This is a genomic window from Streptomyces cacaoi (genome assembly GCF_006539165.1).
Taxonomy (GTDB): domain Bacteria; phylum Actinomycetota; class Actinomycetes; order Streptomycetales; family Streptomycetaceae; genus Streptomyces; species Streptomyces cacaoi.
The window spans coordinates 56,428-71,039 of sequence record NZ_BJMM01000024.1 but is presented as its reverse complement, the minus strand read 5'-3'; the positions used below and the strand labels follow the sequence as shown (position 1 = coordinate 71,039).

12 protein-coding genes and 1 pseudogene are annotated in these 14,612 nt (G+C 72.6%); 5 read left to right on the top strand and 8 right to left on the bottom strand.

From position 1 onward, the window contains the following. Window positions 1-275 precede the first annotated feature (275 nt). Window positions 276-1,658 (top strand): LCP family protein, encoded by a 1,383-nt coding sequence (locus SCA03_RS21650; protein WP_030889591.1) that lies wholly within the window; start codon window positions 276-278, stop codon window positions 1,656-1,658. An 82-nt stretch (window positions 1,659-1,740) separates the two neighbouring features. On the opposite strand, the gene SCA03_RS21645 is transcribed toward SCA03_RS21650, so the two are convergent. Further along, the gene (locus tag SCA03_RS21645) at window positions 1,741-1,935 is read right to left on the bottom strand and encodes a DUF397 domain-containing protein (protein ID WP_030889594.1); all 195 of its coding nucleotides are present in this window, start codon (window positions 1,933-1,935) and stop codon (window positions 1,741-1,743) included. Further along, window positions 1,922-2,620, bottom strand: coding sequence for a DUF5753 domain-containing protein (locus tag SCA03_RS21640; RefSeq protein ID WP_141275583.1), 699 nt, complete (start codon window positions 2,618-2,620; stop codon window positions 1,922-1,924). Before SCA03_RS21640 ends, SCA03_RS21645 begins: the two co-directional genes overlap by 14 nt. Window positions 2,621-2,633: 13 nt before the next feature. On the opposite strand from SCA03_RS21640, the gene SCA03_RS21635 reads away from it, so the two are divergent. Together SCA03_RS21635 and SCA03_RS21630 are read left to right on the top strand one after the other, a co-directional pair. Next, window positions 2,634-2,870, top strand: coding sequence for a glycine-rich domain-containing protein (locus SCA03_RS21635; protein WP_141275582.1), 237 nt, complete (start codon window positions 2,634-2,636; stop codon window positions 2,868-2,870). Window positions 2,871-2,915: 45 nt separating this feature from the next. Continuing rightward, complete coding sequence (locus tag SCA03_RS21630) at window positions 2,916-3,581, top strand: class I SAM-dependent methyltransferase (RefSeq protein WP_086814864.1); 666 nt, start codon at window positions 2,916-2,918, stop codon at window positions 3,579-3,581. A 167-nt stretch (window positions 3,582-3,748) separates the two neighbouring features. Here SCA03_RS21630 and SCA03_RS21625 read toward each other — a convergent pair whose 3' ends face one another. The 3 genes and pseudogenes from SCA03_RS21625 to SCA03_RS21615 all read right to left on the bottom strand — a co-directional run bounded on the left by SCA03_RS21625 (window position 3,749) and on the right by SCA03_RS21615 (window position 5,859). Further along, window positions 3,749-4,303 (bottom strand): hypothetical protein, encoded by a 555-nt coding sequence (locus SCA03_RS21625; protein ID WP_212767000.1) that lies wholly within the window; start codon window positions 4,301-4,303, stop codon window positions 3,749-3,751. Between the two features lie 814 nt (window positions 4,304-5,117). After that, window positions 5,118-5,282 (bottom strand): annotated as a pseudogene (locus SCA03_RS21620) (transcriptional regulator); the annotation flags it as partial. Between the two features lie 40 nt (window positions 5,283-5,322). Then, complete coding sequence (locus SCA03_RS21615; RefSeq protein ID WP_030892616.1) at window positions 5,323-5,859, bottom strand: acyl-CoA thioesterase; 537 nt, start codon at window positions 5,857-5,859, stop codon at window positions 5,323-5,325. A 128-nt stretch (window positions 5,860-5,987) separates the two neighbouring features. Here SCA03_RS21615 and SCA03_RS21610 point away from each other — a divergent pair, with 128 nt between their 5' ends. Beyond that, window positions 5,988-7,253, top strand: a complete 1,266-nt coding sequence (locus tag SCA03_RS21610; protein ID WP_030889608.1) for an LCP family protein — start codon at window positions 5,988-5,990, stop codon at window positions 7,251-7,253. 179 nt (window positions 7,254-7,432) lie between these two features. Here the strand turns inward: SCA03_RS21610 and SCA03_RS21605 are convergent, their stop codons facing one another. Next, on the bottom strand, window positions 7,433-7,846 hold the full coding sequence (locus SCA03_RS21605; RefSeq protein WP_086814863.1) for a VOC family protein: 414 nt from the start codon (window positions 7,844-7,846) through the stop codon (window positions 7,433-7,435). Between the two features lie 161 nt (window positions 7,847-8,007). Beyond that, window positions 8,008-9,393 (bottom strand): UDP-glucose dehydrogenase family protein, encoded by a 1,386-nt coding sequence (locus tag SCA03_RS21600; RefSeq protein WP_051846683.1) that lies wholly within the window; start codon window positions 9,391-9,393, stop codon window positions 8,008-8,010. 159 nt (window positions 9,394-9,552) lie between these two features. Here SCA03_RS21600 and SCA03_RS21595 point away from each other — a divergent pair, with 159 nt between their 5' ends. After that, complete coding sequence (locus tag SCA03_RS21595; RefSeq protein ID WP_030889615.1) at window positions 9,553-10,725, top strand: acyl-CoA dehydrogenase; 1,173 nt, start codon at window positions 9,553-9,555, stop codon at window positions 10,723-10,725. A gap of 116 nt (window positions 10,726-10,841) precedes the next feature. Here SCA03_RS21595 and SCA03_RS21590 read toward each other — a convergent pair whose 3' ends face one another. Further along, window positions 10,842-14,087 (bottom strand): amidohydrolase family protein, encoded by a 3,246-nt coding sequence (locus SCA03_RS21590; protein WP_174864506.1) that lies wholly within the window; start codon window positions 14,085-14,087, stop codon window positions 10,842-10,844. Window positions 14,088-14,612 lie beyond the last annotated feature (525 nt).

The following is a 14,612-nucleotide window of genomic DNA, read 5'->3' as shown; positions in this document are numbered from 1 at the left end:
GCCCGCACGGCCCGCACCTCGCGCGGGTGCCCGGGCCGCACCCGGACGGCGTGTGTGCGCGATCCGCAGATCGTACCGGCCTACGGTGCCAGGACCATGAGTCATCGGGACGTCACTCCGGGCGCATCCCGGACACCGTCGTCCCCCGTCCGGGAAGGTGGCGTCCCTTGCCCGACCAGGTCCACTCCCCAGCCTCCCGGGGCCCGGCGGGCCCCCGCAGCCGTCCGGACCGGGGCCGCCCCCCGCGACGGGGGCGCCGGAGGCCGCGCTGGGGAATGCGGATCGCGACGGGCCTGTCCGTCCTGCTGCTGACGGCCGGCGGCGCGGGCAACGCCATGGTGACGGGCCTGACCGACCAGGTCGGCCGCGTCGACCCCTTCCACGGCCTGACGAACCGGCCCGACAGCGACAACGGCACCAACATCCTCGTCGTCGGCACCGACCGGCGCGACAAGCTGTCGGCCGCGGAGAAACGCAAATACCACCTCGGCGGCACCGCCTGTGACTGCACCGACACACTGCTGCTGGTGCACCTGTCCGCCGACCGCGACCGGGCCAGCGTGGTCAGCCTCCCCCGCGACTCCTACACGAAGCTGCCGCCGCACAAGGACCCGGCCACCGGCGAACAGCGCACAGGGCAGCCCGCCAAGCTCAACTCGGCCTACGCGGCGGGCGGCCCGAGCCTGACGGTACGGACCGTCGAATCCATGACCGACGTGCACGTCGACCACTACATGGAGGTCGACTTCACCAGCTTCATGAGCACCGTCGACGTCCTCGGCGGAGTGCCCGTGTGCACCACGAAACCCCTCAAGGACAGCTACTCCGGACTCGACCTGCCGGCCGGCACCACCAAGCTGAACGGCGGCCAGGCCCTCCAGTACGTCCGCGCCCGGCACCTCGACGGCGGCTCCGACCTCGGCCGGATGAAACGCCAGCAGCACTTCCTCGCCGCGGTGATCCGGCGCGCCACCGACAAGAAGGTGCTGATGAACCCCGTGCGCTTCCACGACGTGGCGAGCGCCCTGCTGGAATCCGTCCGGGCCGACCGGGGCTTCGGCACGGAGAAGATGATGGAACTCGGCGAGGCCATGCGCGGCTTCGACCCCTCGTCCTCCGAGTTCGCCTCCGTCCCGCTGGCCGACCCCGACCACCGGGTACCGGGCCTCGGCTCCACCGTGAAGTGGGACGACAAGAAGGCCCGCGCACTGTTCGACGCACTGCGCGAGGACCGTGCGCTCGCGGCGCCGCCCCGCCCCGGCAAGAAGAAGGCCGACGCCGGGCCCGCCAAGGTGGAGGTGCCGCCGAAGAACATCCGCGTCCAGGTCGACAACGCCACCGGCCGCTCCGGCCTCGGCGCCCGCATCGACCGCCGGCTGCGCGCCTCCGGCTTCGCCACGAGCCAGGCCCCCGGCAACGCCTCCGCCCCCGGCAAGGGCCCCACCACCGTCACCTACGACCCCGGCTGGGACCGCTCCGCCCGCTCCCTGGCCGCCGCCCTCCCCGGCGCCGACCTCAAGCCGGTCAAGCACCACGGCCCCCGCATGACGGTCACGCTCCGCGACCCCGACCAGCGCGTACGCCCGGTACGCGCCGCACCCCTCGCCAACGGCGGCGAGGGCGCGCCCGTACGCGGGGACAAGGTGGGCTGCGAGTAGCCCTGGCGGGCGGCCGGCACACGGAAGGGCCCCGCACCGGCGTCCGGCCGGGGCGGGGCCCTCTCCGTTCCGGGCGCCCGGCCTACCGGCCCAGCCGGCCCTCGGCGACGCCCGCCACGAAGGCACCCCACTGGCCGGTGCCGAAGGTCAGGACGGGCCCGTCAGCGCACTTGCTGTCGCGGGCGGCGACCGCCTCGGCCATCCGCACCTCGACGCACGCACTCTGCCCGTTGCTGTAGCTCGACTTCCGCCACACCTCGGTCTCAGTGATCTCCATATTGCTCCGCAACCTCCAACAAGAGGCGCCGTGTTGCCTCTTCGCTGAGTGATCGATGCCAAATATCGTCGAACGCCACGTCGTAGCGGGCGACTTCCTCGGGCTTGTCCAGGTACAGATCCCCGGTGAAGCCGTCCGCGTAGACGGTCGGTGGTTCGGTCTCCGTGCCATCGCCCGTCCGAGGGAATCGCAGAACCCCGAACTGCCCTGTCATGACGCCACGATGAAGCCCCGCGCTGAACGGGACCACACGCAGTGTGACATTGGGCAACCGGGAGGCGTGCACCATGCTGCGCAGTTGCTCCGCCATCAGTTCCTTCCCGCCGACAGGACGCCGCACCACCGCTTCATTGAGGGCGATACGCAGCGTGGCGGGCGCCGACCGACGCGTCAGCAGTGCCTGACGGGCGATCCGCAGATTGACGCGACGGGTGATCTCCTCCTCGGCCTCGTGCGCATTGTCGGTGCCGATGATCGCGCGGGCGTAGCGCTCGGTTTGCAGAAGCCCGGGCACCAGCTCCGTCTCGTACCAGTCGATGCGGGACGCGGCCTCCTCCAGGCCGATGAACACGTCGAACCGCTCCGGAATCACATCCCCGTAGCTGTGCCACCAACCCTTGGCCTTCGTCGCCGCCTGCGCGCGTCCGCAGCGCCACGCCCTGCGCCCGTCGAAGCTGGTGGACAAGGGGTGGCACGCGTTGGTCGTCCACACCACGATCCACGCCCAACTGTGTGCCCGACTGGGTAAGTTCGTGCACCACGTCCCCGATACCGAGAACCACGGGACGGGACGCCGCCCCGGCGCCGGTGACATGGACCGCACCCAGCGAGCGATCACGGCGGCCGGGTACACCCCGGACCCGCTCCTGTGGCTGACCGCTCGCGCCAACTGCTCGCAGTGCCACGCCGGATGCGCCGACAGTCCGGCGAAGTGATCAACCGGCGGACCGGCCGGGCGGTCCGCCCCTCGGAGGAGGACGATGCAGACCGCCGCATGGGACGCCTACGCCCGCAGCCGGCCCGACCGCCGGGAGGCCAACGCGAAGGGCGAGACGACCTGGTTCAACTGGACGCAGTACCCCGACCACGGCCCCGGCTCCGAGGTGCTGGACCTGCCGACGGAGGGCAACGGCCGGGTACTGGACCTCGGGTGCGGAAAGGGCGGCAACGCGGCGCACCTGGCCGGGAGCGGGCACCGTGTCACCGGGGTCGACCTGTCCGGGGTCCAGCTGTCCGCCGCCCGGCGGCGGTGGTGCGACCGTCCCCGGCTGGAACTGCTCCAGAAATCGGCGGCGCAGTATCTCCACGAGTCCGACGAAGAGTTCGACGCCATCTACAGCGTGTTCGGCGCGCTGTGGTTCACCGACCCCGCCGTCCTCCTGCCGGCCGCCCGCCGACGACTGCGCCCCGGCGGAGTCCTGGCGTTCTCCCAACGCCCACCGGTCGACGGCTGCTACGGGCCGCAGGCGGCACACATCGACCGCGGCCCGGACCATGACCCCTACGTTCTGCGCCGCTGGGACCACTCCCCCGGCACATGGCAGACGATGCTCACCCACGCAGGCTTCCCCCACACCACCGCAACCGTGCTACCGGCCCCACCGGGCCCCCAGCAGACCGGCACACTCCTCGTCACAGCACGGTGAGCCGTCCCCGCCACGCCGACGGGCCGGGCCGGGACCGCCTGGCTCTTCGAACTCGCCGACAACCCGGGCCTGTCGACCGAGTACGTCGACGCGCTCGGTCGACGACCACTCAGCCGACGCGCTGCGGTACGTCGTGCAGTCGACGATGCATGAGCGGCGCCACCTGCTCATTCCCGGAACAGGTTCATAGGAGTCGAGATCACGTCCCTCGCTGCCCGCCCGAAGTCGTCGCGCGCCTTCTCCACAGCGTCGACGGCCGTCTCCAGCGCCTGGGCATAGACGTCGGGCGCCACGTCGCCGCGCAGAACCGCTTGCAGGAAACTCCGCAGATCACGAGCGGCGCCCCAAACGTTGACCGCTTCACTCACCACGGACGAGGGCCCCACCAAGTCGATACGAGCCTGCGCCTTGTAGAGCGCATGCACAGCAGAGTCGATGTCCTCGACCATTTCGTTCAACACAGCCGTGTTCGGCGGCCGTTCACAAGAGCCCGGAACCTCGTCGCTGTGGGCGAGCGAGTGCAGGACGAAATCAACGGGTTCGGCCGCTTCGATGAACGCAAGGTACGCGTCGCGCCGCTCCCCGCGAATCGCCTTCGTGTCGTCGACCTTTCCCTGATCAAGTGTCTGCCGACGAGCCGCCGCATAGGTGACCGCCGCAGTCCCCAGAGTGCCCAGGACCCCCACACCCGCGCCCAGCACCGCCGCCAGCCCTTGATCCATCACAAGAGCGTGCCTCGCGAACGGGTTCCCGGGCCAGCCCTCTGTGGGGGGCGCTCCGTAAGGTCACTGCCCGGCCGGGTCCTTCGACCCGCGCCGCAGCTCGCCCGGCCAACTGCGGCCGGGCGGGGCGCTTTCTTCATGTCAGCCCCGCGCGTGCGGGGAGCACTCCGGAGGCGGTGTCGGCCGAGTCGAACTCCGAGGACCACCCCCGCGCATGCGGGGAGCACGTGGCCCGGGGCACGCCCTGGCCGCTGATGCGGGGACCACCCCCGCGCGTGCGGGGAGCACCCGGGCAGTCTGACACCAAGACCTCTGACGGCGGGACCATCCCCGCGCGTGCGGGGAGCACCTGCGGCGGACGCGGAGCTGTCCGTTGGGGAGCGGACCATCCCCGCGCGTGCGGGGAGCACAGTGGCGCGTGAGACGCCGAGGACGTCCTTGGCGGACCACCCCCGCGCGTGCGGGGAGCACATCATGAACCCCAGCTTCGAGATCTACCGCGACGGACCACCCCCGCGCGTGCGGGGAGCACATTCCTGACCAGCGACGCTACCCGCGGAACGACGCGTTCAGCATCACCTCGCCGCTGCCGGTACGACTTACCTGCCCGCCTGTGGACAACTCACGACGCCCGACAGCCAGTCCTGCGTACGGTCCTGCCAATGACCAAGGGGAGGCAGCAGTGGAGCAGGCGGAGCGGTGGGCGTGGTGGGCCGTGCTGGTGGCGTTCGTGCGGGTGGCGGTGGGTGTGGTCGGGCTGTTGAGGGCTCGGCCCTTCGGTCAGCGCGACGCGGTCCCGCCGGTCGAAGGTCCTTCAGCGGGCGTTCAGGTCCCGCCGTGCCGCATTGATCACGTTGTGTGCGTCGGCGCCGTACACGGCGGATTCCGGCAGAGTGCGCCAGACGCGCGAGTAGGTGGCCATGCTGTCGGCGTCGTCGAGCCGCAACTCGGCATGCCAGTCCTCAGCGATCACAAGCCGGTAGTACCGCAGTTCCTCGCACCAACGACGCCCCGGCAGATCACGCCCCGGGGCGCTGCTCCCGCAGGTCGCGGATGGCGCGGCGGCGGGCGAGTCGGTGGGTGCGGCGGATCTGGGCCTCCTGGAAGCGGCGGCGGTCCTCGTCGGTCTCGGGGACGACGGGTGGGACGGGGCGCGGTGTGCCGGATTCGTCGATGGCGGCGAAGACGAGGTAGGCGGTGCCGACGTGGGTGGCGGGTGTGGACTCGTTCCAGCGCTCGGCCACGACGCGGACACCGACCTCCATGGAGGTCCGTCCCGTCCAGTTGACCTGGGCCTTCACATGGACGAGGTCGCCGACCCTGACGGGTTCGAGGAAGACCATCTCGTCCATGGAGGCGGTGACCGCCGGCCCCTCGGAGTGCCGCCCTGCGACGGCGCCGGCCGCGTCGTCGGCAAGCTTCATGATCACGCCGCCGTGGACGGTGCCGTACAGATTGGTCTCGCTGCCCGTCATGATGTGGGAGAGGGTGGTGCGGGAGGCGGCGGTCGGCTTGCCCGGTAGGGCGCCTTCCGCCTCATGTGCCTGGTCGGTCATGCCCTCCACCATATGCGGCGGGATGCCTGCGGTCCGATCTGTGGATTTGCATCAGAACTGCTACAGCCGAGGCCCGAGACGGTACCCGCCCTGTGTTCGCGCCCCCGTTGTCCGTCACACTGCCTGGCATGAATCAGTGGCCCGATGGTTGGACCGACCGCCCCGGCGGCCGGGAGGGACGAGGCAGCGGTACGCCCGAGCCCGACCCCACCCGTGTCATGCCGCACACCCATGGACCCGGCGTCCCCCCGCAGAGAGGCGGCGGGGGTCAGGCGTACGGCCAGGGCCGGCCGGCGGGCCAGGGGTACGGGTACGACTCGGGCTACAACACCGGACAGGTCTACGGCGGCAACGGGGGCGGCCGGGACGGCGGTGACGGCCGGTACGACGACGCCTACCGGCCGCGGCCGAACTGGGGTCGCCGGATCAAGGTCGGGCTGATAGTCCTCGTGGCGGTCGTCCTGGTGTGGTCGGTGGCCACCTACTTCTGGGCGGACTCGAAGCTGCGCCGCGAGGTGGATCTCGGCATCGTCGAGGACCGGCCGGAGGGCGGCGACGGGACGAACTACCTGATCGTCGGCTCCGACAGCCGCGAGGGCATGTCCGACCAGGAGAAGAAGGATCTGCACACCGGCGGGCCCACGGACGAGGGCCGTACCGACTCGATCATGATCCTGCACGTGGGCAGCAACGGGAACACGATGGTCTCGCTGCCGCGTGACTCCGACGTCGAGGTGCCGTCCTTCACGGGCTCCGAGTCCGGAAAGCACTACGCCGCGACCGGCAAGCGCACCAAGATAAACGCGACCTATGCGATGGACGGGCCGGAGCTGCTGGTCCGCACCGTCGAGCACAACACCGGGCTGAAGATCGACCACTATGCGGAGATCGGGTTCGGCGGCTTCGCGAAGATCGTCGACGCGGTCGGCGGGGTGGAGCTGGACATCCCGCAGGACATCAAGGACGAGAAGTCCGGCGCCGACCTGAAGAAGGGCAAGCAGACGCTGAACGGGGCCGAGGCGCTCGCCTTCGTGCGCACCCGCTACGCCCTGAAGAACAGCGACCTGGACCGGACGAAGAACCAGCAGAAGTTCCTGTCCGCGCTGGCCGACCAGACGGCGACGCCCAGCACCGTCATCAACCCCTTCACGCTCTACCCCACGCTGGGTGCGGGCCTGGACACACTCAAGGTCGACAAGGACATGAGCCTGTGGAACCTGGCCTCCATGTTCTGGGCGATGAAGGGCGTCACCAGCGGCGACGGCAAGTCCATGAACATGCCGATCGCCGGTCCCGCGCCGGGCGGCAACCTCGCCTGGGACAAGGGCCGCGTCAAGCAGCTGGTGGATCAGCTCAACAACGACGAGAAGGTCACCGTCTCCGACGACCGCTGACGGACGGTGACGCCGTCGGCGCGCCGACGGCACGGGCCGCACACCGAGGGCGGCCGGCTTCCCGCGGGGGCCGGCCGCCCTCGTGCTGTGCCGCCCCGTCCGGCCCGCAGGGGCCCGTCCGGCCGTCCCGGCCACCGGGCGCAGGCGGCGGCCGTCCCGGCCACCGGGTGCGGGCGGGCTCAGGCCGCCGGGGGAACGGTGGCGGCCGGGGAGTCCGGCGTCTGGACGCACAGGCAGAAGGGGTGCCCCGCGGGGTCGAGGTAGACCCTGAAATCCCGCTCGCCCTCGTCGGGTTGGACCAGGCGGGCGCCCAGCCCCAGCGCCTCCTGCTCGGCCTCGTCCCAGTGTTCCCGGTCGACGTAGAGGTCCAGATGCGCCTGCTGGCTGTGCTCGCCGCTCGGCCAGCGCGGCGGGACGTGGTCCGGCGCCCGCTGGAAGGCCAGCAGCCGGCCGCCCTGCGGCGCTGTGACCTCCACCCACTCGCCATCGCCCCGGTCGTCGACGGTCCAGCCGAGGATTCCGGCGTAGAACCGGGCCAGGGCCGCGGGATCGGGACAGTCCAGGACGAACAGCCCCATCCGGGAAAGGGCCATGGCAGCTCACTCCCTCGCTCGCTCCGGCCGGAGCGGGCCGTACCCGTATCTCCGCTCCCCTGCCTTCCCGGGCCCGGGTTGACCGCCGGGCCCGGCCTCAAACAGCGGGACGTCTCGCGTCCTCGGAGACGACGGGGCGCTGGGGCGAGCAGGCGCGCGGGTCAGGCCGTGGGGCGGCCCAGAGCGCGGAAGGTCCAGCCGGCCTTGCGCCACAGCTGGGGGTCGAGGGTGTTGCGGCCGTCCAGCAGGTGCCGGGTGGTGGCGACCTCGCCGAGGACCGCCGGATCCAGCTCCTTGAACTCCTTCCACTCGGTGAGGTGCAGCACGACGTCCGCGCCGCGGACGGCGTCCAGCGCGGTGTCGGCGTAGCCGAGTGTCGGGAACAGGGCGCGGGCGTTGGCCATGCCCTTCGGGTCGTACACCGTGACCTGCGCGCCCTGGAGGTGCAGCTGGCCCGCGACATTGAGCGCGGGCGAGTCGCGCACGTCGTCCGAGTCGGGCTTGAACGTGGCGCCGAGGACGGCGACGCGCTTGCCCAGCAGGGTGCCGCCGACGGCGTCCCGGGTCAGTTCGACCATCTGCGCCCGGCGGCGCATGTTGATCGAGTCGACCTCGCGCAGGAAGGTCAGCGCCTCGGAGGCGCCCAGCTCGCCGGCGCGGGCCATGAAGGCGCGGATGTCCTTGGGCAGACAGCCGCCGCCGAAGCCGATGCCGGCCCGCAGGAACTTCCGGCCGATGCGGTCGTCGTACCCGATGGCCTCGGCGAGCTTCATGACGTCGCCGTCGGCCGCCTCGCACACCTCGGCCATGGCGTTGATGAACGAGATCTTCGTCGCCAGGAAGGAGTTGGCGGAGACCTTGACCAGCTCGGCCGTCGGATAGTCCGTGACGAGGAACGGCGAGCCCTCGGCGATCGGCTGTGCGTAGACCTCGCGCAGCAGTTCCTCACCGCGCGGGCCGGCCACGCCGACGACGATCCGGTCCGGGTGGAGCGTGTCCTGGACGGCGAAGCTCTCGCGGAGGAACTCCGGGTTCCAGGCGAGTTCGGCGTCCCGCCCCGCGGGCGCCAGCTCGGCGAGCCGTTCGGCGATCCGCGCGGCGCTGCCGACCGGCACGGTGGACTTGCCGACGACCAGCGCGGGGCGGTCCAGATGCGGCGCCAGGGAGGCGACGGCGGCGTCGACGTAGCTCATGTCCGCCGCGTACTCGCCGTGCTTCTGCGGGGTGTTGACGCACAGGAAGTGGACGTCGCCGAACGCGCCCAGCTCCTCCCAGGAGTCGGTGAAGCGCAGCCGCCCCGTGGAGCCCTCGACGCCCGCGACGTGCGCGCGCAGCAGCTCCTCCAGGCCGGGCTCGAACATCGGGGCGCTGCCCTGCTCCAGCTTGCGCATCTTCTCCGGCACCACGTCCAGGCCGAGCACCTCGAAGCCCAGCTCCGCCATGGCGGCGGCATGGGTGGCGCCCAGATAGCCGAGACCGATCACGGTGATCCGGGGCGCGGCACCCGTCCGTCCGGCGGGCTCGGCCGGTTCTCCTGGGCCTGTCATGGAGTGCTCCTTGCTACGGCGACACGCTGACCGCGAGCATAACGGGACGGTTCCTGTCGCGAACCTCACGTATCCCCGCTCCGCTCCCGGCCCCTAAAATCGGGTTACTTAACGGTAATTAGCAGGCCAGCACGCTTCCTGAACGAGGAGTGAGACCCCTTGGCGTCAGAGTTCGACCTCTACCGGACCTCCGAGGAGCACGAGATGCTCCGTGACTCCGTGCGTGCCCTCGCCGAGGCCAAGATCGCACCGCATGCCGCCGAGGTGGACGAGGAGTCCCGCTTCCCCCAGGAGGCGCTGGACGCGCTCGTCTCCAACGACCTGCACGCCGTGCACGTGCCGGAGAGCTACGGCGGCGCCGGCGCCGACGCGCTCGCCACCGTCATCGTCATCGAGGAGGTCGCGCGGGTGTGCGGCTCCTCCTCGCTGATCCCCGCCGTCAACAAGCTCGGCTCGCTGCCGGTGATGCTCTCCGGCTCCGAGGAGCTGAAGCAGCGCTACCTCGCTCCGCTGGCCAAGGGCGACGCCATGTTCTCCTACTGCCTCTCCGAGCCCGACGCCGGCTCGGACGCGGGCGGCATGAAGACCAAGGCCGTGCGGGACGGCGACAGTTGGGTGCTCAACGGCGTCAAGCGGTGGATCACCAACGCCGGTGTCTCCGACTACTACACCGTCATGGCCGTCACCGACCCGGACAAGCGCACCAAGGGCATCTCGGCCTTCGTCGTGCAGAAGGACGACGAGGGCGTCTCCTTCGGCGCCCCCGAGAAGAAGCTCGGCATCAAGGGCTCGCCCACCCGCGAGGTCTACCTCGACAACGTGCGCATCCCGGCCGACCGGATGATCGGCGCCGAGGGCACCGGCTTCGCCACCGCCATGAAGACCCTCGACCACACCCGCATCACCATCGCCGCGCAGGCCCTCGGCATCGCCCAGGGCGCGCTCGACTACGCCAAGGGCTATGTCGCCGAGCGCAAGCAGTTCGGCAAGCCCATCGGGGACTTCCAGGGCGTGCAGTTCATGCTCGCCGACATGGCCATGAAGATCGAGGCCGCCCGGCAGCTGACCTACGCGGCCGCCGCCCGCTCCGAGCGGGTCTCCGAGGGCGCCGACGGCGCCAAGGAAGACCTCACCTTCTTCGGCGCCGCCGCCAAGTGCTACGCCTCCGACGCCGCCATGGAGATCACCACCGACGCGGTCCAGCTCCTCGGCGGCTACGGCTACACCCGCGACTACCCCGTCGAGCGGATGATGCGGGACGCCAAGATCACCCAGATCTACGAGGGCACCAACCAGGTCCAGCGCATCGTCATGGCCCGGAACCTGCCCTAGGACGGGCCTTACGGAGCGCGGGCCCCGTCGCGCTGTGGCGCGGCGGGGCCCTTCCGTTCGTGCGGGGGCGTTCGGGGTGCGCCGGGGCCGGGGCGGCCCCGGCGCGGGGTGTGGGGTCAGTGGCCCGGGTCGCAGCAGCTGTCGCGGCGGAGGGTGCGGGAGACGGAGCGCCAGTGGGCGGGGGCGGCGTGCCGGTGGGAGCCGGCGGGGAAGGCGTCCACCAGGTCGTCCTGTTCGTGGGGGACGCCGCCGCGGATGGTCGTCGTCGTGCGGATGAGGTCGTCGAAGTCGGTCAGGGGGTCGCCCGCGACGACGATGAGGTCGGCGAGCTTGTGCGGTGCGACGGTGCCGAGGTCGCGCTCCACGCCGAACACCTGGGCGGGCAGGGCGGTGGCCGTGCGGAGCACCTCGTGCGGTTTCAGGCCCGCGCGGTGCAGGGCGCGCAGCGCGAGGTGCAGATGCAGACCGACGGGCACGAGCGGCTGGTCGGTGCCGAGGACGACCCGGCCGCCGGCGGCGAGGACGCGCCGGTAGACCTCCGTCTCGATGTCCAGCGTGGCCAGTTCGTCCTTCGTGGGCGGCCGGGAAGCGGACGCGCGGACGGTCTCGATGTCCCACGGCGGCATCAGCCGGGTGACGCGGGGGTCGTCCGCCAGCTCCGGGTGGTCGCCGAGCAGCGGGGACGCGGTGAACGGCGTCGCGATGAGGTGGAAGTCGCCGGGGGTGGTGTAGATGCCGGTGACGTCGTCGTAGGCGTGCCCGGTCGCGGTCGTCGCATGGCCGAACTCCAGGCGCTGGGTGGCCTGGAGATGGGTCGTCAGGTCCTGGCCGAGCTGGATGCCCGGGGTGCACAGATGGCTGCCGGAGCGCACCCCGAGGCGCTCGTGCGCGAACCGCGCCGCCTCGCGCATCAGCCAGCCGGGAGCGCGCACATAGGTCTTGACGAAGTCCCAGTCGAGCGCCTCGGCCCGCTCCAGGGAGCGGCGCAGTCCCTCGCGGGTGCGGTGGGCGCGGCCCATGCTGTAGGCGACGCGGGCGCCGTCGAGGAGTTCGCCGGTGGCCAGCAGCCGGGGCCCGGCGAGCCGGCCGGAGTCCAGCGCCTCGCGCAGCCGGGCCTGTTCGGTGGCGAAGCCGCCCAGCGAGACGGCCGTGGTGATGCCGTAGGCGAGCTGCGTCGTCGTCTGCCGGCCGCCGTAGGTGCTCTGCCAGGGGTGGGTGTGGCAGTCCCACAGGCCCGGCAGGACGGTGTGCTCCGAGGCGTCGATCCGGCGGGCGGCGCGGCGGCCGGCGCGGTGCGGCTCGATCCCGGCGATACGGCCGTCGCGCAGCACCAGGTCGACGTCCTCGCGGACGTCGGGGCCCGTGCCGTCCCACAGCCGCCCGGCGTGCACGACCGTCTCCTTCGGTGCGGGCCTGCGCCAGGTCAGCTGCACCCGGACGGGACGGGGCCGGCCGTGCGCGTGCCCGCCGGCCGTGAGGCGCAGCAGGTGGGGCCGGCCGGCCGACAGGTACAGCAGCGTGCGTGAATCGCCGGACCAGGAGGGGTGGTCGGCGCTGTGGTCGGTCAGCCGGCGCGCCTTGCCGTTCGGCGTGCCGTCCCGGCGCACCGGCAGCACCCACAGCGCGGACTCGCTGACGACGGCCAGGAAGCGGCCGTCGGGCGACCACACCGGCCCCGAGGCGTACCGGTCGGAGAGGGAGGCGTGCGCCGCGAGCGGGTGCAGGGCGGCCTCGCCGGTGCGGGCGTCGACGACGCGGACGAGGTTGTAGCCCTCGCGGAAGCGGTGGTTGAGCCGGTTGCGGTCGCACAGCGCGATACGCCGGCCGTCGGCGGACCAGGTGGGCGGGCCCGGCAGTCCACCGCCGCCCAGCGGGGCGGCCAGGGTGCGTTCGCTGCCGTCGGCCAGGTCCCGCACGAGGAGGTTGCCGGCCAGGTCGAGGCAGGCCAGCCGGGAGCCGTCCGGGGAGAGCGCGGGAAAGACCCGGCCGCCCTCGGCCAGCACCTTCTCCTCGCCCGCGGCGCCCCCGGCGTCCCCGGTGCCCGTCCCGTCCGCGTCGGCGTCCGGCAGGCGCATGCTGCGGACGGTGGCGAGGCCGTCGCGGTCGTCGCACCACAGCACGGAGGCGCCGTCCGGTGCGAACGCCGGCGCCCACACGTAGCGGGTCTTCGGCACCCGGACCAGACGCCGGGGCCGGCCCGAGCCGTCCGTACGGGCCAGCCAGAGCGCGTCGAGCGCGACGAACGCCATCCGGCGCCCGTCCGGGGACAGCACCGGCTGCTGGATCCCGCGCACCGCGTGGCTGCCGGGCGCCTCGAAGCCGTGGTCCTTGCCCCGGTAGCGGGGCCGTTCGACGGGCAGCTCCGCCTCGAACCCGATGCGCTGCGGCGACTCGGGGCGGGCCGGGCGCAGCAGCCGGAAGGTGCCGTCGACGGTCAGCAGCAGGGTCCCGCGGTCCGCCCAGCGCGGCGGTGCGGGCGCCAAGTCGCCCTCGACGGGCACGGGTTCGCCGTCCACCAGCAGCGTGCACGTGGCCTTCGGCGCGGGCGTCGTCCGCAGGCAGGCGACCTTCCCGGAGGCGGAGACCGCCGGTGTCATCAAGGCGGCGCCCTCGGTGCCGTCCGTGTACTCGGTGCGGACGTCAGCGCTGCCGTCGGCGGCGACCGAGACGAGCGTGCGGGAGTCCAGCACCGGGCCGTCCTCGCCGTCCCGCACGCTGCCGCGCACACACCACAGGCGACGGCCGTCGGGCGACCAGACCGGGTCGAAGTCCTCCCAGTCGCCGTCCTGATGCGGGCCGTCCTGACCGGGCCGGCCGGTGATCCTCGTCAGCTTCCCGGAGGCCACGTCCAGCACCCAGATCCGGTACGGGCTGCCCTGCACCGGGTCGCCGCCCCGCTCCGAGGCGAACGCGAGCTTCCGGCCGTCCGGCGACCAGGCCGGGCCGCGGTCGTCCCACGGCCCGTCGGTGCGCTGCTTCAGGCCCGAACCGTCCGGGCGCAGCGTCCAGATGTGGAAACCCCCGCCGCGGTACGCGCACACCGCCAGCCGGGACCCGTCCGGGGAGAGCACCGGCCGGGTCGGCTCCAGACCGGGCGTGCTCAACGGCCGGGCCCGGCCGCCCGATCTGGGCACCTTCCACAGGATGTTCTGCATCTCGGCGATCAGATGACCGGCGCCCGGCACGAGGGTGGCCGCGCCGTTCGTGGCCGAGGTGAACGGGACGGTACGGGAGACCGTCCGGGCCGCCGACCCGGCCGCGGGGGCCGCCGCCGGGGCCCGGCCCCGCGCGTACGCGCTGCCGGGGGCGGCGAGCCCACCGGCGGCGAGCACACCGCCCGCCGCGGCGCCTGCCTGGAGCACCCGGCGCCGGGCGAGCGGGGACGAACCCGCCCGGCCGGGGCGGGAGTTGGGCGGGTGCCCGGGCGACGTGCCGGCTCGGGCGCCGGGGGCGGTGCCGGGGGTGGTGCCGGAGTCGGGCCCGGAGGCGGGGGCGGGCCCGACCTCGGGGGCGGGCTCGGCGTCCCGCCCGGAGTCGCGGACGGACTCGGAGGCGGAGTCGGAGTCGGTGGGGACGTTGCGGGGGCCTGGTGTTGCCGGACGGAACAAAAGGTCCTCCCTGGGCAGAAGCGGCACACGAGATGCTCGTGCGGCACGGGAGCCGGGTCAAGAACGCGCACGAGGGTCGTTCACGCCGTCCCACCGCCGCCGCATTCCCACCGACCGCACCCACGCGTGCCCGGCTGCCCCGGACCGTCCCCGGCCCTTCCTGGGCGGGCTTTGATCAGCTTCGACGCGGGGCCGTGCCGCTCCCGGGCCGGACCCGGCCCTGCCCGGGCGGGCCTTGACCAGCTCCTGCGCACTGGGGGACCGGCCCCCGGACACGGC